Raw genomic sequence first — 21,588 nt, 5'->3', positions numbered from 1 at the left:
CCCGCCATATCGATTATTTGCGACCGTGCGTCAGCCTTGCTATACAAAGCCTGAACGCGCCGCCGGCGTACGCAGAACAAGAAAAACTGACCGACAGGAAGCGACCGTGCCGTTCATCTCTTTTGCACAGAACTTTGAAGATGTCCGCCTGTGGCGTGCGCTCAAGCAATTCGAACACGGTTTCTACATCGACGTGGGCGCCAACGATCCGAGCCACGACTCCGTCACCAAAGCGTTCTACGACCATGGCTGGCAGGGCATAAACATCGAGCCGATGCAGAATTACTACGCCGCGCTCTGTCAGCAACGCCCACGCGACGTCACCGTACAATGCATCGCCAGCGACCGCCCTGGCGAAGTGACTTTTTACGGTATTCCCGGCACAGGTCTTTCCACCGCAGACGCCGCCATCGCCCAGCAACGCAAAGACCTCGGCATGGATGTGCGTAGCCTCACGGTCAAGGCACGCACGCTCACCTCAATCTGCGAAGAGCACGCCGCTGATCGAGCGATCCACTTTCTGAAGATTGATGTCGAAGGGCACGAGGAAACTGTCCTGCGTGGCATGGACTTCAGCCGCTTCCGTCCATGGATCATCGTCATCGAAACTCCATGGCAACGCGACCACACCTGGGAACATCTCGTCACAGAGGCGGGCTACCAATCGATACTGTTCGACGGCCTCAACACCTGGTTCCTCGCCGATGAACACATGAGCCTCAAACCCGCCTTCGATATCCCGCCATGCAATCTGGACAACTTCCAACTGTGCCGAGGCCACGCCCTCGCCCACCCGCTCAGCGCGGGCGAACACGACACCGCCCAACAACTCGCCACTGCCCTGCGCCGCGCCGAACAGGCCGAAACGCAGTTGCAAACACTGCAAAACAGCCGCACCGTGCGCATGCTGCAAAAGCTGCGTAACACCCTGCGCAGGGCTTGATTAGCGCTGCGACAAAAATAGTCTGAATTCAGGGGTTTACAGAACCAACCCAATCGCTATAATCGTCGCCCACACGCCGGTATAGCTCAGTTGGTAGAGCAACTGACTTGTAATCAGTAGGTCCCGGGTTCGACTCCTGGTGCCGGCACCATACAAAACAAAGCCCCTGCAGAAATGCAGGGGCTTTGTTGTTTCTGAAGCGTCCGTTTTTGTCCACGCGATGGAATCTGCAGGAGTGAGGCTGCTCCCGATGAGGCCGCTAAAGCCACCGACGACCAGCGATCAAACCATCGGGGACGTGCGCTTCGATCGTTTCCACATCACATACCGACTCGATCGAGTGGTCATCAATCGTCTGAGTGTGACTCTGGAACTGCTCGCGATTAGTCAGAGCTTCAACCTCTCGGTCGATTGCTTGATCCAGAATCTTGCCGTCGGTCTGGCATAACTTGTTGCCGTCGACGTCGACCCGCTGTTGGGCGGCAGCTCTGTGCTGCCACACCTGATCAACTTTAGGCGCCTTCGGCATGCTCAGCTCGTGCGGCAAGATCGATTGGATGCAGGACTTGTTCAGCAGGCCGTACGCGAAACACACCGCCAGGGTGCCCTCCTCCGGAAACGCATAAATACCCATTTGCTCGCCTCCAGTGGAGAGCGGCAGCGGAATGCTGGTAAGCGCCTGCATGGCTGAGTCGGGCTCGTCGTCGGTGCCTAGCACTTCATGTTCCACGGCGTAGTGCGGCCGAACGTCGCCGCATAATTCAACGTCCGCCAGCGCGTCGGCAACGGCGACCACCTGGGTAAATCGCGGCAAGTGATAGCCAGCAGTGAGTTCGCGGAATTGGCGCTCTATAGCGCGGCGGATTGCGTCGTCCATCGGTGGGCCATCTGGTCATTGGCGAAAGCCACCCTGGTGACGCACGCCACCTTGTTCCTTGCCGAAAAATCCTGTGTCCCTTTTAGGCTGAATTATGAACTGGCAATAATTATGGCGAGCACATAAAAAGATGTAATGGGAGTATTGGCGACAGACCACGTTTTTCAATTAATAGACAGAGCCGCTACCTGATTTATGCAGCTTCAACCGAAAGCGAAATCCGCCGCCCAAGCTGCTGCAACGCACGCTCAACATTCTCGATCTTGGAGTGATGCAGGAAATCAACCAGCCGGTCGACCTGCGGCCGTTGCACGCCAAGACGACGCGCCAGTTCGGCTTTGCTGACACCGGACTCCAAAAGCGTATTCCACAGCGCAACCTTCGCGGCAGTCAGTGCAGGAAGACGCAATACGACATCGTTTTCCTGTTCTCCAGCATGACCAGTAGGGATCATCCGGCGGTCATCCACATAGATGGAGAGTGCTGTCTCGATCGCATCGATGGCGGTAGCCAACGCTTCCCCGAGGGTATCGCCGACCGCGTGCATCTCTGGAATCGCCGCACAAGTCAGCCACACGCTGCCCGGCTCTTCGTGAACCTCCAAGGCATATTCGAACATCACGCTTCCTCTTATGGGGTACAGCAGAGCCTCAATCCTTGAGGCTCAACTGTTTTATTATCGTTTTTCTCAACCCTTCGCCCATTTCCTTGGCTCCGTGGTCGGGAAACACAGTTGATTTGCCATTCAACGAAACCTTGAAGTGGCTGCCCTTGCCGGCTTGGAACTCAACGCCCTGGGCCTTCAACCATCGCCGAAACTCGCTGTACTTCATGTGCATCACTCGCTGTTTCGGTAGAGCGAATGTGCAACATATTTGATGCGCATGCAACACAAGTGTTGCACTGGCACCCAGGACGCTCAGGCTACCATCTGATTACGAGTTCGCACTCGGCCCTCGTTGACGCTACGGTTTTCTGCGTTTCAGACCTGACTAACCTCAAACACAAACGAAATCCTCTGCTGACTCGCACTCCACACATACCGCAAATGCTTGCCCTGCTTCGGAATCGAAACCGCCGGGGGCCGAAACGCCGCAACGCATTCATGCCCCGCCAATCTCACGCTGTTATAGAGCAAGCCCCACGACTCGGCGTCGCGCAGCTCCCGCGCGAATACTTGGGATGGCCCGTAGGCTTGCGGATCAGGCTGATGCAAGTGTTCGAAGTCATGGCGAACGTCATGCAGCGGCTTGATCACCCGGTTGACGTAAGTTCGCATGGTCAATTCGAGGTCGGCTTCCTGGGTCGCAGCGAGAAATCGCTCCTGATGAAAGCAAGTCTCAGCAATCGCCGCAGCCTGGCTGCTGGCAGCGTAGTAGACGCCAAAGGTGCCGTCGCTGAACCGGCTGCGTTTGCCGACATGAGTGAACGCGGCCATCACTGGGCTGGAACCGGGGCCCGACAGGCGATCTTCGGGGCGCACCCGGGAAAGCACGCCGGCCTGTTCGATCAAGCGATCATTGGTCAGCGCTTCGATGGCGTAGGCGACTTCGAGGTCTTCGGGGTCGAGGACATCTTCAAATAGCGCAATCGGCGGGAAGCTGCTGTTGACGATACGATAGGCGCGCGGCCATGGCACGTCGACCAGCGCCGGCGCTCTCAACCGCGGACTCCATCGAGGTAGCGGCGCACATCGGCGATGTCCACCACCCTGCCCGCCAGCATGTAATCCAGCGCCGTTTTGCCATTGAACGGCGCTGCCGTGTTCGGGCTGCTGACCCAGGCGTAAGCGCGCTCACGACTGTTGCTGAAGATGATGCTCAACGCCTTGTGAATGCCCATCAGGTAGGAGATGCGCTCAAGGGTGTCGTGCGGGAGACGTATGTTCGGCAGGTGTTTGTACTTGTAGAACGTGGTGTTGCCGACGCCACCAAGCAGGGTGCGTTGCTGCTCGGCATTACAACCCCAGTGTTCCATTAGGTTGAAGAAGAACTTCAACGCAACGCGACCGGCCTCGGGGACGTCGAGTTGTTCACGCGGATTTATTGCAGGAAATGAAGCTGGCATTAGCCGCCTCCTTAAAATCGTAGATGCAGGCAGCGTAGTACAGATATGTATTCTTAACAAAGATTAGTACATAAATGGAGTCACGCGTTGATTAACCAAGCCAGTCGCGTTTATCGAAATCCTGCCCGTTTTTTTAATCCTATTACCGCCGTCCCGCCAAAAACCCCGATCCTCTGTCAGCCTCCAGCCATCGGCGGGGGAATCAATTCGCTACTAAACCCGCGACAACTATGCTCAGGTGCAGGAATATAGCCGGCATATGGCGCCGTTTCGGTCGTTTCGTAAACAACAATACCCAGCCCACTTCAGAGGGCATTACCCATGGATAGCAGAACCTTACGCAACCTCATGCGCATCGTGCAGACCGGCTCGTTGTCGGCCGCAGCCGAGCATTCGTGCCTGACCGTGCAGGCGTTGGCCGCACAGTTGAACAAGGTCGAAGAGCAGTTCGGTTTCCGCTTGTTTCGCCGTTCCAACAAGGGACTGACGCTGACGCCGCAAGGCACGGAGCTCACGCCCTACATCGATAAAGTGTTGATCGCCACGCGACAGATGGAGGAAAAGGTCGAGGCGCTGAAAGTGCCGGGGCAGCGAACGTTGAAGGTGGCGTTGAACAACACGCTGTCGCCTGACTTCAACCGGCGCATGATCGGCCGGCTGATCGAGGTATTTCCCGATTACCAGATGGAATTCAGCTATGCCGAGTCGATGGAGAATCTCAGCAAGCTGAAGAACGAGGACTTTGACCTCGCAGTGTTGATCGGCCCGCAGCGACCGGGTTTGCCGAGCATCGTGCTGCCGGATGTGCAGGTACAGGTGGTCGGTGCGCATTGCGGTCAGGAGAACGATCCACTGACTTTGCTGGGCAACAAGTTCCAGGTGCGTCCTGCGGAAGATTGTCCGTATTCCCACAGCTTTTTGCGTTTTCTCGACGCTGGGCTAGGCAATCACGAGAACGGCCAGCGCATGGTTTATTCGTGCAGTGAAACGTTGACGCTGTCGCTGATCACGCAGATGGACGCGGTCGGCATGGTTTCGCGTGAAGCCGCGCAGAAAAACGGCCTGACGATTTTCCCCGGTTTCGAGGATTTCCTCGAAGTGCGCCTGGCGGTTAACAACCCGGAGCTGTCGCACCAGGCGCTGAACGATGTCGTCGATCTGCCGCTACATGAACGAGCCGAGCGCAATGTACGCAGCCGTCCCCACCGCCACACTGAGAAAGAGGTTTTTGCTGAAATACGCACATAACAACGTCGGAATTGCGGCATAGAATTCCGGGCGATCGAGCTGGATCTGCCGGTCCTTGATCAACAAGGGCGTCAGGCTGATCGCAGCGACGATCGCCACCGGCAAATATTCCAGAGCCCGCGCCACGAAGGGCGGCCAGTGCTCGGTGTTGATCTGCAGCGGCAAGGCACGTGGCAGAAAGGTCACGGCCATCATCAATACCACCACCAGAATCAGGAACGTTTGGTCAGGCATACACCCACTCCGCAGCCCACAAACGTGGCGATAAATACGTTGAAGGGCGAACTGCCGATCAGGCTCAACGCGCCCATGCAGACCACGGCCGCAGCGGCGGCGATCAGTTTGTTGCGCGTATTGCACAGCGAGACCAGCACGTAGAGCATCATCGCCGTCAGCGCATAGTCGAGCTGATATTTGATCAGGTGCGCCGCGTACTGCGCGCAGACCGCGCCGAGCAAACCGCCGAGCACCCACGAGGTGTGGCAGAACAGGTTGAAACCGATCAGATAACGCACATTGACCGGCGCGCCGGTGCCGAGCTTGACGCTGTGAAAAGCGAAGGATTCATCCGTCAGGCCACCGGCGTAAGCCCAACGCTCCATGCGGCTCAAACCCAGCGCACGCAGAGCCTTGGCCATGTAAACCGACATCAGCATGTGCCGCGCGTTGATCAGGAATGTGGTCAGCACAATGGTGGTCAGCGACGCACCGCTGGAGATCAGCGCCAGCGCGGCGAATTGCGATGCGCCGGCATAGACGAACAAGCACATCGCCACCGGCAGCCACATCGGCAAACCAGCGTTGACCGCCATCAGCCCGAAGACAAACGACACGGTGAAGTACCCGGCGACCACCGGGCTGGCTTCGGCAAACGTACGCGACGGCTGATGGTCGACCATCAGCGGCGCGCTGCCCGACCTTTCATTCATAGATCCCTCTCAAATGTCCGTTCGCCGTGAGGTTCGCAAAAACCCTGGGCGGTCCAGAATCGCTTGCCCGCGAGGTTAGCATCGTCGACGAACAGAAACATCCGCAGCACCCCGACCCGCTTCATGTCGGATGACGCGGCTTCGACCAAGCGCTGTCCCACGCCCTGGCTGCGGTAGCGCGGGCTGACGGCCAGATGATTGATCGTGCCGCGGCTGCCGAGCATGCCGCCCAGCACCGCGCCGACGATCTCGCCGTCGACATCGAACGCCAGGTACGCCGTGGTGGTTTTCTGGATCAACACGCCGCGCAGGCATTTGGCGTCCTGCCATTCGCAGAACGACACTTCGTCGAACTGGCGGAAGAAGCGCTCCATGCGCTGCGCATCCTTGGCCGTGGCGCGGCGCAATACCACTGGCGTCGAGCACTCGACGCCGTCGATTGGGGTGATCTGATTAGCGAACAATGTCGAAAGCGGTCCCGGGCCGCGAGAAGGAAATCGCCAGAATCTGCCGGTACGCCATGGCATGGGTGTGGGTATTGCGCGCCGGGGTCACGTAGTGGCGCATATCGCGGTCGAGAAAGTAGGTGGTGTCGAGAATTTCCTCGTAGGTAGTCGCCGCCAGTTGCTGCTGGTGGGTGTCGTACAAACGACTCTCTGCCCCCTCGACATTATTGCGTCCCCAGAAGTGCACGCCGCTGAACGGATAGCCGTCGCAGTGAATGCCTTCAGGGGTGATTTCCAACTGCTTGCCGGGTTTGATCTCGATGCGGATCTGATGGATCTGGCACTGCCAGATTTCTTCGTGCAGTTCTTCTGGCAGCACGCTTTTATACACTTCGAAATCAGTGTCGATCAGGCTGCGCATCACCGGCGAAGTGATCACTTCCTCGGAAAAATCCTGAAAGTGCCGAACGACTCCGCCGACATAGGCGTTGTTCTCTTTGGACTGCACATAGGCGCGGTGCTCAAGTTGTTTGAGTTCACGGGTTTTCGGGTTGTATTCAAAGTCGCTGTAACGACGGTAGCGCATGCCGGCTTCGGCCTGACCGTAATAGCTGTCAGGTTCCATATTTTCCCAGCTCTTGGTCAGTCTGACGAAGTCGGCGAAATGACCGTAGAGATTGAAGTCACCACCCTGGACGTTGACAAACTTGTCGCGCCGTAGCGATTCGCCCACTTCTCTGTTCAAAACGATCATTACCAGATTCTCCGCTGCGTTGAACGCCCTAATCTATTAGGTGGAGAATTTGCGTCCATGAGAAAGAATTTCAGGCATTTGAAGTGCTGTTTGAAACGAAACCTGCAGGGCATCGAAAACAACTTTTACATGACAAAAACACTCGTTATTTCCGGTTTCGGCTGAAAAACCGTCGAAAAAAAACCCCGAACGGATCGGGGTTTTCTCATTTTTCTTACAGCATTTCGATCATCAGAAGATATTGATCGGATAGTCCACGAATACTCGCACTTCGTTACCGCTGACGTTGTACTCGCTGGATTTCTGCGAGACGCGCAGGATTGAACTGCGCAGCTTCACGCTGAGATCTTTGGCCGGACCGCTTTGCACGACGTATTTGAACTGGTTGAAGATCTCGCGCTCGGTGCCGCCTTCGCTGGTAGACGTGGTGATGTTGTCGCCACGTACATAAGCGAAGTTGTAGCTCAGACCCGGTACGCCGAACGCGCCGAAGTCCAGGCCGTAGCCCAGCTGCCAGCTGCGTTCGTCCTCGGCGTTGAAGTCCGACCAGTAGGAGTTGGCCAGATAGATGGTGTTACCACCATCGCCGACACGACCCTGATCTTTCTGATAACCGCCGTAGGCATAACCCAGGTTGCTGTCGCCAGTGGAACGCTGGTGCGCCACGGTGAACGAGTGCGGACCGGTGGCGAAGGTGGCTGCCAGGCTCCAGATCTTGTTGTCGTCGCCGGTTACACCATTTTCGCGGACATAGGAGTTGTCCAGCTTGGTGCGATAGCCGTTGAAGTCGAGGGTCAGCGACTGATCCTTGTTGAACGGGATCACGTAGTTGGCGTTCACGTACTGTTTCTTCAAGACGTCTTCAACGTCGGAGGCGTACAGGGCGCCTTTGAAGTGTTCGGTGAACTGATAGCTGCCGCCCAACACGTTGATCGATTTCAGACCACCGCTGTCACGGCCTTCATCGCTCTTGCGCGATTCAGCGGTAAAACGACCGGCATTCAACTCCAGACCTTTGATCTCACGGGAAGTGATCAAAGTACCGGTGTAGCTTTCAGGCAACAGGCGCACGTTGTCGTAACTCAGCACCGGCAGGGCCGGCATCTGGTCGCCGTAGGTCAGCACGGTGTTGGAGATGCGGAATTTGACCGCTGCGCCGCCCTTGGCGATGTCGTGGTTGGCGCGACCGTCGTTTTCCTGCTTGAAGAAGTCGATGCCTTGGGCGCCGGTGCGTCCCTTGCCACCGTCCAGACGCAGTGCGTACAGACCAAAGGCGTCAACACCGACACCCACGGTGCCTTGGGTGAAGCCGGACGAGAACGTCCCGATCGCCGCCTGACCCCACTCGGCTTTGTCCGGGCGTCCGTCTTTGTAATCACGATTGATGTAGGCGTTGCGCAGCAGCACTTTGAGGCTGCTGTCTTCAACGAAACCCTTGGATTCGGCCTGGTCGTTAGCCATGGCCTGTGTTGCACTCAACATCCCCAGTGCGATCAGACTGATTCGCTTGTTCAACATTTTGTTTTCCTTATTACGGGTTGAAACGCGCTGTGTCGAACGGCTGAAACGGCGCTTTTGCACTCTTGTATTCACCCCGAAACAAAAAGACCCGCCGACGACAAGTCATGGCGGGCCTGCTCCTTATTTTGAGTCATGGCGGTTAGCCACAGGCGTTGGGCGGAATCGTAGCCGCGCCCTTAACAGTGTGTCAATTTCAAGAATCGTCTTTAAATAGGCGAAAAACGTCTAAGAAACGTAAATTCTTAGCTGGGCGATTGCAGGAAAATGAGATTAAGCAGGGAGTTTGAACTGTGGGAGCGAGCTTGCTCGCGAATGGGTGGATCGGCAGTGAAAGCAGCGAATGACACAGCGCTTTCGCGAGCGAGCTCGCTCCCACATTGAACCGAGGTGCACAAATGTCAGGGCAAAAAAAAGCGCCGCCATCCCGGCAGCGCTTTGATCAATCCCTGTGACTCCTATCCTTCCATCACATCCCATAACGCTTCCAGTTCGGCCTCGCTGAACAGCCCAGCGGGGTAGCGCTCGATCATCATCCGGCGCGGATCAGGTTCTCTGATCTGACGCGTTCCATTGGACTTCAACCAGTGCGCGACAAGCTGGAGCGATTCGCCATTGACGGCCATGGGATGCACAGTCCGCTCGCTGACTACGTTCATTTCGGCGTTCATTTCAGCGCTCTCCCCCGTTCATGAGCGGCTAAGTTATCCAAGGTTTGTGACAGAACTGTTGAAGTTCCCCGCCCTCCCTAGTGCAACAGAAGCAATACAAGAGCTATGCCAAAGCGCGCCCCACAGCGACCGGCGGATACAAACAAGCCCGCGGTCCTGACGGGCTGCGGGCTTGCTTTCATGCGTAGCGAGCTAATCATTGCCAGGCTGATTTGTTAACCAACTCAAGCTGTTACGACTCAACTCACTCTTTGTGCGGCGCCGGCTGTTGCTGGGTAAGGCAGTGGATATTGCCGCCGCCCAGTAACAGTTCGCGGCCCGGCACCATCACCACTTCGTGCTGCGGGAACAGCTTCTGCAGGATTTCCTTGGCTGGCGCGTCCATCGGGTCATCGAAGCTCGGCGCGATGATGCCGCCGTTGACGATCAGGAAGTTCACGTAGGAACCGGCCAGGCGCACGGACGGATTACGCTCCTGCGAGCCGTCCACCGGATCGACCCCGGCGCACTCTTCCTCGGTCGCATACAGCGGCCCCGGAATCGGCATTTTGTGCACCGTGAACGGGCGGCCCTTGGCGTCGGTGCTGTCTTGCAGCACGCGCATTGCGGCCTGGCAGCGTGGATAGTTCGGATCCTGCGGATCATCGGTCCACGCCAGCAATACTTCCCCCGGGCGCACGTAGCAGCAGAAGTTATCCACATGGCCGTCGGTTTCGTCGTTGAACAGACCATCCGGCAGCCAGATGATCTTGTCCACGGACAGGTTGTCACTGAGCACCGCTTCGATTTCTTCGCGGCTCAGGTGCGGGTTGCGATTGCGGTTGAGCAGGCATTCTTCGGTGGTGATCAAAGTACCTTCGCCGTCGACATGAATCGAACCGCCTTCGAGCACGAAACCTTCGGTGCGGTAGCGCGGGCTGCGCTCGATTTCGAGGATCTTGCCGCCGACCTGCGAATCACGGTTCCACGGCGCATACAGGCCGCCATCGAAACCACCCCAGGCGTTGAAATCCCAGTTCACACCGCGCACTTCGCCACGGTTGTTGATGACGAAGGTCGGGCCGCTGTCGCGAACCCAGGCGTCGTCGCTGGACATTTCCACCACGCGGATATTCGGCACATCGAGGCGCGCGCGGGCGTTTTCGTACTGGCCGGCGGAGACGGCAACGGTCACTGGCTCGAAACGGGCGATGGCTTTGGCTACCGCGACGTGCGCGGCCTGTGCCGGTTTACCCCCCAGACGCCAGTTGTCCGGGCGCTCGGGCCAGATCATCCAGGTCTGGGTTTGAGGCGCCCACTCGGCCGGCATGTAGAAGCCGTCGGCGCGTGGGGTACTTTTCAATGTGGTCATCAGGACTCCAGGGAACCGTCGAGGGTTTTCAACGCGCCGTACAGATTCGGCCGGCGGTCGCGGAATGAACCCCACGCGCTGCGAATATGTTCCAGCTCGTCGAGGTTGAACGTGTGCACAAGAATACCTTCTTCGGTTTTATTCAGCTCCTGCACTTTTTCGCCGAACTGGTTGGCGATGAACGACGAGCCGTAGAACGTGATGTCGTAGCCATCCTGTTCTTCGTTGCCGATGCGGTTACTGGCGATCAGCGGCATCAGGTTGGCGCCGGCATGGCCCTGCTGCACACGTTGCCAGTGATCGCGCGAAGAAATGGTGTTGTCGTGTGGCTCGCTGCCAATGGCGGTCGGATAGAACAGGATTTCCGCGCCTTGCAGCGCCATGCTGCGCGCCGCTTCCGGGAACCACTGGTCCCAGCAGATGCCGACGCCAATTTTTGCGTAACGGGTGTTCCACACTTTGAAACCGGTGTCGCCCGGGTTGAAGTAATACTTCTCGTGATAGCCCGGGCCGTCCGGGATGTGGCTTTTACGATAAATCCCGAGGTTGCTGCCATCGGCGTCGATGATCGCGATGCTGTTGAAGCGCGCCCGCCCGGCCAGCTCGTAGAAGCTGATCGGCAGCACCACTTGCAGTTCTTGGGCGATTTTCTGGAAATGCCTGATGGCGACGTTTTCTTCAACGGTCGTTGCCAGTTGCAGGTAATCCGGATTCGGCTTCTGGCAAAAGTACGGTGCCTCGAACAGCTCCTGAATCAGGATGATCTGCGCGCCTTTGGCGGCGGCTTCACGCACCAGCCTTTCGGCAGTTTCGAGGTTGGCTTCCAGGTCCCACGAACAGGCCATTTGCGTGGCGGCAACGGTAACGATACGGCTCATGAATCATCTCCGGGCTAGTGCTTTGACGGTCGAAGAATTCAACCGAAAAGAAAACGCGCGCACCGGACAAGAGATCGCCAAGGCCGGGGCAATGGCGACTTTATAACCGATAAATATCGGCTTTAAAACCTATAAATCAGAAAATACGCTATTTAAACGCTTAGTAAATCGATACAAATCGAACTTTAGACCGAATACAAATGTGGGAGCGAGGCTGCTCGCGAATGCGGTGTGTCTGTCACCGCATGTGGCGACTGATACACAGCTTTCGCGAGCAGGCTCGCTCCCACATGGGATGTGCCTTGCTTACAAACCTTCGGTAAGCACCCGATCCAGCATATCGACGAAGAAATCCACGCTCTGACGCGACGTCACCATCGGTGGTTTGATCTTGAGAATATTCAAGTCATCACCGGTCGGCTGCATGAAGATTCCCAACTCGCGCAGGCGATCGCACAGCAATGCAGTTTCGGCCGTCGCCGACTCCAGCGTCTGGCGATTGCGGATCAGCTCCAGCCCCAGATAAAACCCGGAGCCGTGCACCGCGCCGACCAGCGGATGTTTATCGATCAACGATTCGAGCCGCGCCTTGAAGTGACCGCCGACCACCTGGGCGTTTTCCCAGAGCTTTTCTTCTTCCATGACATCGAGCACCGCCATGCCGATCTGGCAACTGACCGGACTGCCGCCCGCCGAGGAAAAGAAATAGCCTTCGGTTTCCAGCGCCTCGGCGATTTCCCGGCGAGTGATCACCGCGCCAAGTGGCTGGCCGTTACCCATGCCTTTGGCCATGGTGATGATGTCCGGCACCACGCCCTGCTCTTCGAAGCCCCAGAAAAAATGGCCCATGCGCCCGTAACCGACCTGCACTTCGTCAGCGATGCACACCCCGCCCTGCGCGCGAACCCGTTCATACACCTGTTGCAGATAACCCGGCGGCAAGGAGATACCACCGGCGTTGCCGTACACCGGCTCGCAAATGAAACCGGCCAGTTGCCGCTTCTGCTCGGCAAGTTTTTGCAGATGATGTTCGACGCTGCGTACGTAATCCGGCGCCGAGTCGGGGCCACGGAATTCGCCGCGATAGGTGTTCGGTGCGGTCACTGGATGCACCCAGTCCGGGCGACTTTCCAAGGCCTTCGGGTTGTCGGCAATCGACGTCGACACCGCATCGGCGCCGACCGTCCAGCCGTGATAGGCCTCGAGCACGCTGATCATGTCGCGCCCGCCGCTGTAGGCCCAGGCCAGACGAATCGCCAGGTCATTGGCCTCGCTGCCGCTGTTGACCAGGAAAACTCGATCCATGCCCTTTGGTGCGAGCTTGAGCAAGCGTTCGGAAAACTCGGCGACCGCCGCGTAGTTGAAGCGCGAATTGGTATTGAGCAACGACCACTGCCGCGCTGCGACCGCCGCCATGCGCGGGTGGCCATGGCCGAGCACCGCGACGTTGTTGAGCATGTCCAGATACGATCGGCCGTGCATGTCGATCAGATGATTGCGCCAGCCGCGTTCAATGCGCGGTGGATCAACGTAATAGTGTTTTTGCGTACGGGCGAAACTGGCATCGCGGCGTTCGAGCAGGGTTTTCGCGTCCAGCTCTGGCTCCGCATCGCAGGCCAGCCCGAGTAATGTCGCGGGCGACGGGCAAAGCGCCTGCCAGGCCGGAGCACGGGACGGCGTGCAGAACAGCGGCGCGTCGAGCTCTGCTTCCCGGCACAATTGCACAATCAGCGGCCCAGTGACTTCACCGAGTTTCTGGCCTTTATCCAGTGTCGCGCCATGCTCAAGGATTGCCGTCACGCCCCAGAGACGAACATTGAACAGCGGGCCACAGAGTTGCAGCGCACCGTCCGCCGTTTGACTCAGGACGCCCGCGAACGGTGCTTGCACTTCGCTTCCAGTCGGCGCGCGCAATTCGACATGCAACGGGAACGTATCCGGTTCAGTCGCACTGTCCGGCCGGGTGCGTGACAAGCGGTACTGACCATAACGCGTGGCCGCCAGCCCATGCACCGCTGCGGCTTCTGACAGCAAGCGTTGATCGATGCCCTGCTGCTCCCAGTTGCCCGCCTCGAAGTGCGGGCTCAACACGCCCAAGTCGATCAGGGCAAATTCGCGCCCGACCAGTCCGGGCAACAGCGGCGCAAATTCTGCCTGTTCGTCCTTCGCCAAGGTCTGGCCCACGGCGGTGAGAATTGCCGCCTCCATCAGCGCCAGTGGCACCGAGGTCGCGACGCGGAAGATTTCCCACTCATGACTGAGGTTGTCGCGGCTGTAGGTATTGCCCGGATCGATGCTCACTTGCTGCTCGCCACTGAGCACCAGCACCGCCGCCCGTGCCACGATCAATGGCCACAATGCTTGCAGCTCTTCGTACTGCAACGGGTTGACCGCGTGATAAGCCTTGACCGCCGGCAGGATCACGAACGGATCGCCATCGGCGTGATGCAACAAAGCCGCACAGGTCACCGACAGATCGGTGATGCGCCAGGTGCGCACCAGATCACCAAAATCGATCACGCCCTGCAGCTGCCAATGCCGCTGGGCATCGCGCGCCCAGACGACGTTGTCATCGGTGATATCCATGTGAATCGCCTGCACCGGCAGCTTGTCCCGCAACGGCAGCAACCGACGCTCGGCCTGCTCGGCAGCCACGCTGATCGCCGCACGCTGCTGCGCGTCTGTGATTACCGGCATCAGATGACCGATCAAAGCGTTGGCGTGACGCGCGTCCCACTGCAACGTGCGCTCGAGGCCCGGGTGATCGAAGCCTGCCAGCGCCAGATCCATCTCGCCACAGAGCCGGCCAAACCCGGCAACCACGTCCTGGCTCAAATGATCGAAATCGGTCAACGGCTGGCCGTCGATGTACTCCAGCAACCGCACATGCAGCGCTTCGCCATTGGCTTGCAGCGACAACAGGTCTTCACCGTTATTGGCAGCGATCACGCGGGGCACCTTGATCGCCGAGTGCTCGGCCAGATACTTGAGGCCGGCGTGCTGGGCTTGCAGCTCCACAAGCGCGTAATCGCCACGACAGACTTTCAGCACGAAGCGCCCACGCGCACTGTCGACGCGATAATTCAGGTCCTGCTGACTGCCCAGGGCCTGCAACGTGCCGACAAGTCCGTAATATTCGGCCAGCCATTGCAGCGCCTGCGCCTCTGAAACCTGCGGACCGGGCAAACTGGCGCGATGAATCAACGTGGCGAGCGGCATGAAACGACCCCTGAGATTTTATTAGGCGCTTATATCGCCATTGCTCCCGGCGATACGCAACCCTTTATAACGAAGACCGACCAGAAGAAGGCCGCCCTGCCGTCGCGAAAGCCTTCCAGTCAAATTTTCCTACAAGAGTTTCAGATTGTGTTTCAGCGCCGCTCTGTGCAATCTGCGCCCCGAATTCACAGCACGGATGCAAGTCCAGGTCATGTCCCATCGTCGCCTCGCCCTTACCGACAAAAAAGTTCGCAACATCCCTCGCCGCTTACGTGCTTTGGCTGCTTGGGCCACCGATTTCGAGGGATACTTTCCAGCCGACCTCACTCTCGAAGATAAATACTGCAACTGGAAAATTCCGATTCACATGGCGATGGTCGAAGGAAAACAGGCAACAACCGATCTGAAACGGCAATGTGCCCAGAACCTGATCGACGCGGCGCAGCATCTACGCTTGGCTCGCCCGGAGCATGCGCTTGACTGCCGGGTAGTCGCAGCCATTTGTATTCCCGGCATGTTTTCCAGCGAAATCTGTATCTATACGGATCTGGAATACCACCGCGGTCATATCCCGGCCTCCGACAGCGAATATGTCGAAACCGGCAAAAGCCTGGCTCAAGAATGGGGGCTTGTGTTGCCACAGGGCATGCGCGAACGAGGTTTGCGCTACGAGGTTGAAGGCTGGGATGGGCAGACTTATGAAGAGGAACGCTGGTATTTTGGCGAGGTCGATTGACGCTCCGGCGTAGTCCGCACTCGCGCCCCGCAGCACTTTGCGCAAGAATGTCGCCCATTCACACCTGTCTATGGAAATCCTCATGAATGTCATCACCACCGATCTGCCCGGTGTTCTGATCATCGAACCCAAGGTGTTCGGCGACGAGCGCGGTTTTTTCTACGAGAGTTTCAATGCCAAGGCGTTTCAGGACGCCACGGGTCTCGATACGCAGTTTGTTCAGGACAACCATTCGCGCTCGCAAAAAGGCGTGCTGCGCGGTCTGCATTACCAGTTGCAGAACACTCAGGGCAAACTGGTTCGCGTGACCGTGGGTGAAGTGCTTGATGTGGCGGTGGACATCCGTCGCAGTTCGCCGCACTTCGGCAAATCGGTGGCGGTGCGCCTGTCGGCGGAAAACCATCGTCAACTGTGGGTGCCGGAAGGTTTCGCCCACGGTTTTGTGGTGCTGAGCGAGTTCGCCGAGTTCCTCTACAAGACCACCAACTATTACGACCCGTCTTCCGAGCGCAGCATTCGCTGGGACGACCCGGCGCTGGGCATCGACTGGCAACTGGACGAAGCACCGAAACTGTCGGCCAAGGATCAGACAGCCGCGCTGCTCAAGGACGCTGACGTCTTCGACTGAGGCCGGGCATAATGCGCCTGTCTCTACAGGCGCATTCGGCTTATGAAACCAACACTTCCCCGCAGACCTCGCTGGCGCAGCCTCGCGCTGTTGGCCCTGTGCCTGGCGCCGCTGCTGTGGCCGCTGGAACATCTAGCCGAACGCTATTACCGCAGCGAACTTGCCGGGCAGAATCGCCAGACCCTCGACCTCTACGTCGCCAACCTGCTCGGCACTCTGCATCGTTATGAGGTGTTGCCGCAGATTCTCGGTGACCTGCCGGCCCTGCGTGCGGTGCTCGGTGCGCCGGATGACGGCGTTACGCAAGGCAACGCCAATCGCCTGCTGAAAAACATTGCCGCGCAGACCGGTGCTGAAGTCATGTACCTGATGGATACGTCCGGCCAGACCCTGGCGGCGTCGAACTGGGACAAACGCGACAGCTTCGTCGGCCGCAATTTCGCCTTCCGCCCGTATTTCAGTGAGGCCATGGCCGGACGCCTGGGACGCTTCTTCGGGCTCGGCACCACTTCGGCCAAACGCGGTTACTTCTTCGCCGCGGCTGTGCGCAACGGCGAAAAAATCATCGGCGTGCTAGTGATCAAGGTCGATCTCGACCACACCGAAAGCCTGTGGGGCAAAACCCCGGAACAACTGCTGGTGACTGACCACAATGGCGTGGTCATCCTGACGTCGCGCCCGGAATGGCGCTTCCGCGCCACCCGTGAGCTGAGTGAAACCGAGCGCGCCGCGATCACCGCGATCCAGCCCTACCCGACCCGTGAACCCCGACCGCTGAACCTCAGTTCCGACGCGTGGCTCACGCAGACCCACGACATCGCCGAAACCGGCTGGAGCGTGAGCATCCTCGCCCCGCGCACGTTGATCGACCGCCCGGTGCGCACGGTGGTCGCGATCGGTGGCGCCACGTTGTTGGTGGTCATGCTGCTGGTGGGTTTGATGATGCAGCGGCGCCGGCATTATCTGGAGCGCATCGCCTTCGAGGCCAAAGCGCGCCGCGAACTGGAAGGCCGGGTGGCCGAACGTACCAGCGATCTGGAAGGGCTCAACCGCCGCTTGAAACAGGAAGTGCTCGAGCGTGAGCACGCGCAGCAGGAGCTGGTGCGCGCCCAGGACGATCTGGTTCAGGCCGGCAAACTGTCGGCGCTCGGCACCATGTCAGCGAGCATCAGCCATGAACTCAATCAGCCGCTGGCGGCGATTCGCAGCTATGCAGAGAACGCCGAGGTGCTGCTCGATCATCAGCGCACCGACGACGCGCGCGGCAATCTCAAGCTGATCAGCGAACTGACCGGACGCATGGCCTCGATCATCGCTCATCTGCGCGCCTTCGCCCGCCGTGATCGCCACGCACCGGAAAGCGTCGCCCTGCAACCGGCCCTGGACGATGCGCTGGCGTTGCTGGCCAAACGTCGGCGCAGTATGGAAGTCGAACTGATCCGCGATCTGCCCGCCGCGACGCTGTGGGTCGAGGCCGGCGAAACCCGATTGCGCCAAGTGCTCGGCAATCTGCTGGCCAACGCGCTTGATGCGCTGACCGAAAAAGGCCCGCCGCGTAAATTGTGGCTGAGTGCCGAAGCCACCGCCGAGGGCGTCAATCTGTACATTCGCGACAACGGCCCGGGGTTCTGCATGGAAGCCCTTGGCCGCGCCAGCGAGCCCTTCTACACCACCAAGACCCGCACGCAAGGCCTGGGTCTGGGGCTGGCCATTTGCGAAACGCTGATGCGCGCCTTCGGTGGTGAGCTGTCGTTCGCCAACCACAAGCAGGGCGGCGCCCTGATCACCCTGCGCCTGCGCGCCGGCGCGCCCGGAGTCAGCCTGCAACCGTCCGAGGACCGAAGTGCATGACCATCGACAATCGCATCCAGGTAGTGTTGATCGACGACGATCCGCACCTGCGCCAGGCTCTCGGCCAGACCCTGGACCTGGCCGGCCTGAAAATTCTGCCGCTGTCCGAAGCCAAGGGCCTCGCCGCACAGCTTGAGCGTGACTGGCCAGGTGTGGTGGTCAGCGACATTCGCATGCCGGGCATGGACGGCCTCGAACTGCTCAATGAATTGCACGCGCAAGATCCCGAGTTGCCGGTGCTGCTGATCACCGGCCATGGCGACGTACCGCTGGCGGTGCAGGCGATGCGCGCCGGCGCTTACGACTTTCTGGAAAAACCCTTTGCCAGCGATGCGCTACTCGACAGCGTTCGCCGCGCCCTCTCGCTACGGCGACTGGTGCTGGACAACCGCAGCCTGCGTCTGGCCTTGAGCGACCGCAACGAACTGAGCGCGCGACTGGTTGGCCACTCGACACCAATGCTGCGCCTGCGCGAGCAGATCGGCGCGCTGGCGGCGACCAAGGCTGACGTGCTGATCCTCGGCGAAACCGGCGCCGGTAAAGAGGTCGTCGCCCGTGCACTGCATGACTTGTCGAGCCGCCGCAACGGCCCGTTCGTGGCGATCAACGCCGGCGCGCTGGCGGAATCGGTGGTGGAAAGCGAATTGTTCGGTCATGAGCCCGGCGCCTTTACCGGCGCGCAGAAGCGCCGCATCGGCAAATTCGAGTTCGCCAACGGCGGCACGCTGTTTCTCGACGAAATCGAGAGCATGAGCATGGACGTGCAAGTGAAATTGCTGCGCATGCTGCAAGAGCGGGTCGTCGAACGCCTGGGCGGCAATCAGTTGATCCCGCTGGACATCCGGGTCATCGCCGCGACCAAGGAAGACCTGCGCCAGGCGGCGGACCAGGGCCGCTTCCGCGCCGACTTGTATTACCGCCTCAACGTCGCGCCGCTGCGCATCCCGCCGCTGCGCGAACGCGGCGAAGACGCCTTGGTGCTGTTCCAGCATTACGCCGACGAAGCCAGCGCTCGCCACGGTTTGCCGCCCCACGAGCTGCAACCGGCGCAACGCGCACTGCTGCTGCGCCACACCTGGCCGGGCAACGTGCGCGAATTGCAAAATGCCGCCGAGCGTTTTGCGCTGGGCCTGGAGCTGGCATTGGATAGCAGCGCTGACGGCAGCGGCGCCGCGCCTGTTGAAGTGGTCAACGGCGGCCTCAGCGAGCAAGTGGAAAACTTCGAAAAATCGTTGATCGCCGCCGAACTGGCGCGTTCGCACAGTTCGGTACGCAGCCTCGCCGAAGCCTTGGGTATTCCGCGCAAGACCCTGCACGACAAGTTGCGCAAACATGGGCTGAATTTCGGCGACAGCAACCACGGGGAAGAGAGCGAATGAGCAGCGCAAGCGATTACCTGCAAACGGTGCTGCATCACGACATTCCGCTGACCGCTGAAATGGGCCTCGAGGTGCTCGAGTGGCACGAGCAGCAATTGAGCCTGCACCTGCCGCTTGCGCCCAACGTCAATCACAAGAGCACTATGTTTGGCGGCAGCCTTTACTGTGGCGCCGTGCTCGCCGGTTGGGGCTGGTTGCTTTTGCGTTTGAAGGAAGAAGGGATTGCCGACGGACACATCGTCATCCAGGAAGGGCAGATCAGTTATCCGCTGCCCGTCACCGGGGACGCCGTGGCGATTTGTCCGGCGCCGGATGCAGCAGTGTGGAAGCGGTTTTTGGCGATGTATCGGCGTCATGGGCGGGCGCGGTTGACGCTGGAGACGCGGATACTGAATGCGGGAAGTGAGGACGAGGCGGTGAAGTTTACCGGGCAGTACGTTTTGCACAGCTGAAGATCAAAAGCCCCTCACCCTAACCCTCTCCCGGAGGGAGAGGGGACTGACCGAGGTGTCTTGCGTTATACAGCGACCTTGAATACCGCAGCGATTGCGGATTCAGCAAAACTCGACCAGGTCGGCGCGGCTCCACAATATCCCTCGGTCGGCTCCCTCTCCTGGGGGAGAGGGCTGGGGTGAGGGGAATTCCGGCTCAGAACATTAACCTCGGGCCAACTCCAACAATCGCGCACGCCACGCAGCCTTCGCCGGCAGCGCCAGGAAGAACTCGTTCAACAGCGATTCCCGCGGCGGATAACTGAACGCCTCGCCGCGCAGATCCAGCACCTCGCCCCCCGCCCCTTCCAGCACGCCCTGAGCTGCCGCCGTGTCCCACTGCGAAGTCGGCGCCAGGCGTGGGTAGCAATCGGCAGCACCTTCGGCCAGCAGGCAAAACTTCAAGGAACTGCCGATATTGGCCAGTTGCAGCTCACCAAGACTGGCGCTCAACCCGGCCAGCAAACGCTCTTGCTCAGGACTTGAATGTCGGCGGCTGGCAACCACGGTAAACGCCTCGCCCGGGGCTGGCACGTCGCGCACCTGAATCGGCACCGGCGTTGCGCCCTTGTAGCCACGCCAGGCACCCAGTTTGGCGCCGCCGACGTAAAAACGACCGTTGGTCGGCATCGCCACCACGCCAAACACCACCCGGCCGTTTTCGATCAGTGCGATGTTGACGGTGAACTCCTCGCTACCGCTGATGAATTCCTTGGTACCGTCCAGCGGATCCACCAGCCACCAGCGCTGCCAAGCGGCGCGAACGCTCTGCGGAATATCGGCGTCCTCTTCGGACAGCACTGGAATGCTCGGATCCAGCGCCGTCAGCCCGGCAACGATAAGGTGATGGGCGGCCAGGTCGGCGGCCGTGACCGGCGAGTCATCGGACTTGGCCGTGACTTCAACGCCGGCACGCCAGAACGGCAGAATCGCCTCGCCGGCCTGTAAAGCCAGCTCAACCACCGGCGCCATCAACGGATGGGGGAAATTCATCGACGTCTCACTCATAGCTGAATACCCCGCGCTGGCTCAGCAGATCGCGGGTCAAATAAAGCGCCGCCAACGCACGGCCCTCGGAAAATTGCGGATTGAGCGCCAGCGCCGACAATTCGCGCAGATTGACTTTGTCGACCCGCATCGGCTCCGGCTCATCGCCCTCCAGCCGCTCTTCGTAGAGATCGGTAGCGAGGACAACCTGAATCTTCTGGCTCATGTAACCGGGCGACAGCGACAGCTCGGTCAGATGTTCAAGTTGGCGCGCGCCATAACCAGCCTCTTCCTTGAGCTCCCGCTCGGCCGCCGCCAGCACGTCTTCGCCCGGCTCGATCAAGCCTTTGGGCAGAGACAGTTCGTACTCGTCGGTGCCGCCGCAGTATTCTTCGATCAACACCGCATGCTCGGCGTCGAGCATCGCCACAATCATCACCGCGCCATAGCCTGCGCCCTTGCCAACCAGACGCTCATAAGTGCGCTCCACGCCATTGGAAAATCGCAGCTTGAGTTCTTCGACGCGAAACAGACGACTGGTGGCGACGATCTCACGGGCGAGTACGGTGGGTTTCTGGCGCATGCAAAGCTCCTTGGCGTGAACGCGCTACTATA

At 59.4% G+C, this 21,588-nt stretch carries 22 protein-coding genes, 1 tRNA gene and 1 pseudogene; 8 read left to right on the top strand and 16 right to left on the bottom strand.

Features of this window, described 5'->3' with window-relative positions:
* Positions 1–106: 106 nt before the first annotated feature.
* Both AC0Z4S_RS04475 and AC0Z4S_RS04470 read left to right on the top strand, forming a co-directional pair.
* Complete coding sequence (locus tag AC0Z4S_RS04475) at positions 107–943, top strand: FkbM family methyltransferase (protein WP_485622209.1); 837 nt, start codon at positions 107–109, stop codon at positions 941–943.
* A 75-nt stretch (positions 944–1,018) separates the two neighbouring features.
* Positions 1,019–1,094, top strand: a tRNA-Thr gene (locus AC0Z4S_RS04470).
* A gap of 150 nt (positions 1,095–1,244) precedes the next feature.
* Here AC0Z4S_RS04470 and AC0Z4S_RS04465 read toward each other — a convergent pair.
* The 5 genes and pseudogenes from AC0Z4S_RS04465 to AC0Z4S_RS04445 form a co-directional block, all read right to left on the bottom strand.
* Positions 1,245–1,820 (bottom strand): annotated as a pseudogene (locus AC0Z4S_RS04465) (hypothetical protein); the annotation flags it as partial.
* Positions 1,821–2,013: 193 nt separating this feature from the next.
* Positions 2,014–2,439, bottom strand: a complete 426-nt coding sequence (locus AC0Z4S_RS04460) for a type II toxin-antitoxin system HicB family antitoxin (RefSeq protein WP_485622208.1) — start codon at positions 2,437–2,439, stop codon at positions 2,014–2,016.
* 31 nt (positions 2,440–2,470) lie between these two features.
* Positions 2,471–2,653 carry a type II toxin-antitoxin system HicA family toxin gene (locus AC0Z4S_RS04455; RefSeq protein WP_485622207.1) on the bottom strand — a complete coding sequence of 61 codons (183 nt, stop codon included), beginning with the start codon at positions 2,651–2,653 and terminating at the stop codon, positions 2,471–2,473.
* A 149-nt stretch (positions 2,654–2,802) separates the two neighbouring features.
* A complete protein-coding gene (locus tag AC0Z4S_RS04450) occupies positions 2,803–3,468 on the bottom strand; it encodes an RES family NAD+ phosphorylase (RefSeq protein ID WP_485622435.1) in 666 nt (221 codons plus the stop codon).
* Between the two features lie 11 nt (positions 3,469–3,479).
* Positions 3,480–3,887: an MbcA/ParS/Xre antitoxin family protein gene (locus AC0Z4S_RS04445; protein ID WP_253498020.1), complete on the bottom strand. Its 408-nt coding sequence runs from the start codon at positions 3,885–3,887 to the stop codon at positions 3,480–3,482.
* A gap of 321 nt (positions 3,888–4,208) precedes the next feature.
* On the opposite strand from AC0Z4S_RS04445, the gene AC0Z4S_RS04440 reads away from it, so the two are divergent.
* On the top strand, positions 4,209–5,135 hold the full coding sequence (locus tag AC0Z4S_RS04440) for a LysR family transcriptional regulator (protein ID WP_016772151.1): 927 nt from the start codon (positions 4,209–4,211) through the stop codon (positions 5,133–5,135).
* On the opposite strand, the gene AC0Z4S_RS04435 is transcribed toward AC0Z4S_RS04440, so the two are convergent.
* The 9 genes from AC0Z4S_RS04435 to AC0Z4S_RS04395 form a co-directional block, all read right to left on the bottom strand.
* Complete coding sequence (locus tag AC0Z4S_RS04435; RefSeq protein ID WP_024011198.1) at positions 5,052–5,369, bottom strand: AzlD domain-containing protein; 318 nt, start codon at positions 5,367–5,369, stop codon at positions 5,052–5,054. The genes AC0Z4S_RS04440 and AC0Z4S_RS04435 overlap by 84 nt on opposite strands.
* Positions 5,348–6,064 (bottom strand): AzlC family ABC transporter permease, encoded by a 717-nt coding sequence (locus AC0Z4S_RS04430; RefSeq protein WP_485622205.1) that lies wholly within the window; start codon positions 6,062–6,064, stop codon positions 5,348–5,350. Before AC0Z4S_RS04430 ends, AC0Z4S_RS04435 begins: the two co-directional genes overlap by 22 nt.
* Complete coding sequence (locus AC0Z4S_RS04425; RefSeq protein WP_042608609.1) at positions 6,061–6,438, bottom strand: GNAT family N-acetyltransferase; 378 nt, start codon at positions 6,436–6,438, stop codon at positions 6,061–6,063. The genes AC0Z4S_RS04430 and AC0Z4S_RS04425 overlap by 4 nt, the downstream gene beginning before the upstream one ends.
* A gap of 79 nt (positions 6,439–6,517) precedes the next feature.
* Entirely contained in the window at positions 6,518–7,264 is a 747-nt protein-coding gene (locus AC0Z4S_RS04420; RefSeq protein ID WP_485622204.1) for a 2OG-Fe dioxygenase family protein, read from the bottom strand.
* A gap of 231 nt (positions 7,265–7,495) precedes the next feature.
* Positions 7,496–8,782 carry an OprD family porin gene (locus tag AC0Z4S_RS04415; protein ID WP_485622203.1) on the bottom strand — a complete coding sequence of 429 codons (1,287 nt, stop codon included), beginning with the start codon at positions 8,780–8,782 and terminating at the stop codon, positions 7,496–7,498.
* 458 nt (positions 8,783–9,240) lie between these two features.
* Positions 9,241–9,453: a hypothetical protein gene (locus AC0Z4S_RS04410; protein ID WP_253498010.1), complete on the bottom strand. Its 213-nt coding sequence runs from the start codon at positions 9,451–9,453 to the stop codon at positions 9,241–9,243.
* A gap of 244 nt (positions 9,454–9,697) precedes the next feature.
* Positions 9,698–10,804 (bottom strand): agmatine deiminase, encoded by a 1,107-nt coding sequence (gene aguA / locus AC0Z4S_RS04405; RefSeq protein ID WP_042608605.1) that lies wholly within the window; start codon positions 10,802–10,804, stop codon positions 9,698–9,700.
* Entirely contained in the window at positions 10,804–11,682 is an 879-nt protein-coding gene (gene aguB, locus AC0Z4S_RS04400) for an N-carbamoylputrescine amidase (protein ID WP_429507219.1), read from the bottom strand. Before aguB ends, aguA begins: the two co-directional genes overlap by 1 nt.
* A 306-nt stretch (positions 11,683–11,988) precedes the next feature.
* Positions 11,989–14,901, bottom strand: a complete 2,913-nt coding sequence (locus AC0Z4S_RS04395; RefSeq protein WP_485622202.1) for an aminotransferase — start codon at positions 14,899–14,901, stop codon at positions 11,989–11,991.
* Between the two features lie 211 nt (positions 14,902–15,112).
* Between AC0Z4S_RS04395 and AC0Z4S_RS04390 the strand changes: the two genes are divergently transcribed.
* From AC0Z4S_RS04390 to AC0Z4S_RS04370, 5 genes are all read left to right on the top strand, one after another.
* Positions 15,113–15,637: a DUF3916 domain-containing protein gene (locus AC0Z4S_RS04390; protein ID WP_485622201.1), complete on the top strand. Its 525-nt coding sequence runs from the start codon at positions 15,113–15,115 to the stop codon at positions 15,635–15,637.
* An 82-nt stretch (positions 15,638–15,719) separates the two neighbouring features.
* Positions 15,720–16,265: a dTDP-4-dehydrorhamnose 3,5-epimerase gene (gene rfbC / locus AC0Z4S_RS04385; protein WP_471878310.1), complete on the top strand. Its 546-nt coding sequence runs from the start codon at positions 15,720–15,722 to the stop codon at positions 16,263–16,265.
* Between the two features lie 42 nt (positions 16,266–16,307).
* Positions 16,308–18,116 (top strand): sensor histidine kinase, encoded by a 1,809-nt coding sequence (locus tag AC0Z4S_RS04380; RefSeq protein WP_485622200.1) that lies wholly within the window; start codon positions 16,308–16,310, stop codon positions 18,114–18,116.
* Positions 18,113–19,495, top strand: coding sequence for a sigma-54-dependent transcriptional regulator (locus tag AC0Z4S_RS04375; protein ID WP_485622199.1), 1,383 nt, complete (start codon positions 18,113–18,115; stop codon positions 19,493–19,495). The genes AC0Z4S_RS04380 and AC0Z4S_RS04375 overlap by 4 nt, the downstream gene beginning before the upstream one ends.
* Complete coding sequence (locus AC0Z4S_RS04370; RefSeq protein WP_485622197.1) at positions 19,492–19,947, top strand: YiiD C-terminal domain-containing protein; 456 nt, start codon at positions 19,492–19,494, stop codon at positions 19,945–19,947. Before AC0Z4S_RS04375 ends, AC0Z4S_RS04370 begins: the two co-directional genes overlap by 4 nt.
* Before the next feature lie 204 nt (positions 19,948–20,151).
* On the opposite strand, the gene cysQ is transcribed toward AC0Z4S_RS04370, so the two are convergent.
* A complete protein-coding gene (gene cysQ, locus AC0Z4S_RS04365) occupies positions 20,152–20,979 on the bottom strand; it encodes a 3'(2'),5'-bisphosphate nucleotidase CysQ (protein WP_485622434.1) in 828 nt (275 codons plus the stop codon).
* Positions 20,980–20,986: 7 nt separating this feature from the next.
* Positions 20,987–21,556 carry an ADP compounds hydrolase NudE gene (gene nudE / locus AC0Z4S_RS04360; RefSeq protein WP_253497988.1) on the bottom strand — a complete coding sequence of 190 codons (570 nt, stop codon included), beginning with the start codon at positions 21,554–21,556 and terminating at the stop codon, positions 20,987–20,989.
* Between the last annotated feature and the right edge of the window lie 32 nt (positions 21,557–21,588).

It is taken from the genome of Pseudomonas sp. 1L-B-1-E-C1 (assembly GCF_057291835.1).
This window is presented reverse-complemented; position numbering and strand designations above follow the sequence as displayed.

Coding starts and splice junctions, on each gene's coding strand:
- AC0Z4S_RS04460 (WP_485622208.1), bottom strand. CDS start 2,439: ATGTTCGAATATGCCTTGGAGGTTCACGAAGAGCCGGGCAGCGTGTGG.
- AC0Z4S_RS04455 (WP_485622207.1), bottom strand. CDS start 2,653: ATGAAGTACAGCGAGTTTCGGCGATGGTTGAAGGCCCAGGGCGTTGAG.
- AC0Z4S_RS04445 (WP_253498020.1), bottom strand. CDS start 3,887: ATGCCAGCTTCATTTCCTGCAATAAATCCGCGTGAACAACTCGACGTC.
- AC0Z4S_RS04440 (WP_016772151.1), top strand. CDS start 4,209: ATGGATAGCAGAACCTTACGCAACCTCATGCGCATCGTGCAGACCGGC.
- AC0Z4S_RS04435 (WP_024011198.1), bottom strand. CDS start 5,369: ATGCCTGACCAAACGTTCCTGATTCTGGTGGTGGTATTGATGATGGCC.
- AC0Z4S_RS04430 (WP_485622205.1), bottom strand. CDS start 6,064: ATGAATGAAAGGTCGGGCAGCGCGCCGCTGATGGTCGACCATCAGCCG.
- AC0Z4S_RS04425 (WP_042608609.1), bottom strand. CDS start 6,438: ATGGAGCGCTTCTTCCGCCAGTTCGACGAAGTGTCGTTCTGCGAATGG.
- AC0Z4S_RS04420 (WP_485622204.1), bottom strand. CDS start 7,264: ATGATCGTTTTGAACAGAGAAGTGGGCGAATCGCTACGGCGCGACAAG.
- AC0Z4S_RS04415 (WP_485622203.1), bottom strand. CDS start 8,782: ATGTTGAACAAGCGAATCAGTCTGATCGCACTGGGGATGTTGAGTGCA.
- AC0Z4S_RS04410 (WP_253498010.1), bottom strand. CDS start 9,453: ATGAACGCCGAAATGAACGTAGTCAGCGAGCGGACTGTGCATCCCATG.
- aguA (WP_042608605.1), bottom strand. CDS start 10,804: ATGACCACATTGAAAAGTACCCCACGCGCCGACGGCTTCTACATGCCG.
- aguB (WP_429507219.1), bottom strand. CDS start 11,682: ATGAGCCGTATCGTTACCGTTGCCGCCACGCAAATGGCCTGTTCGTGG.
- AC0Z4S_RS04395 (WP_485622202.1), bottom strand. CDS start 14,901: ATGCCGCTCGCCACGTTGATTCATCGCGCCAGTTTGCCCGGTCCGCAG.
- AC0Z4S_RS04390 (WP_485622201.1), top strand. CDS start 15,113: ATGTCCCATCGTCGCCTCGCCCTTACCGACAAAAAAGTTCGCAACATC.
- rfbC (WP_471878310.1), top strand. CDS start 15,720: ATGAATGTCATCACCACCGATCTGCCCGGTGTTCTGATCATCGAACCC.
- AC0Z4S_RS04380 (WP_485622200.1), top strand. CDS start 16,308: ATGAAACCAACACTTCCCCGCAGACCTCGCTGGCGCAGCCTCGCGCTG.
- AC0Z4S_RS04375 (WP_485622199.1), top strand. CDS start 18,113: ATGACCATCGACAATCGCATCCAGGTAGTGTTGATCGACGACGATCCG.
- AC0Z4S_RS04370 (WP_485622197.1), top strand. CDS start 19,492: ATGAGCAGCGCAAGCGATTACCTGCAAACGGTGCTGCATCACGACATT.
- cysQ (WP_485622434.1), bottom strand. CDS start 20,979: ATGAATTTCCCCCATCCGTTGATGGCGCCGGTGGTTGAGCTGGCTTTA.
- nudE (WP_253497988.1), bottom strand. CDS start 21,556: ATGCGCCAGAAACCCACCGTACTCGCCCGTGAGATCGTCGCCACCAGT.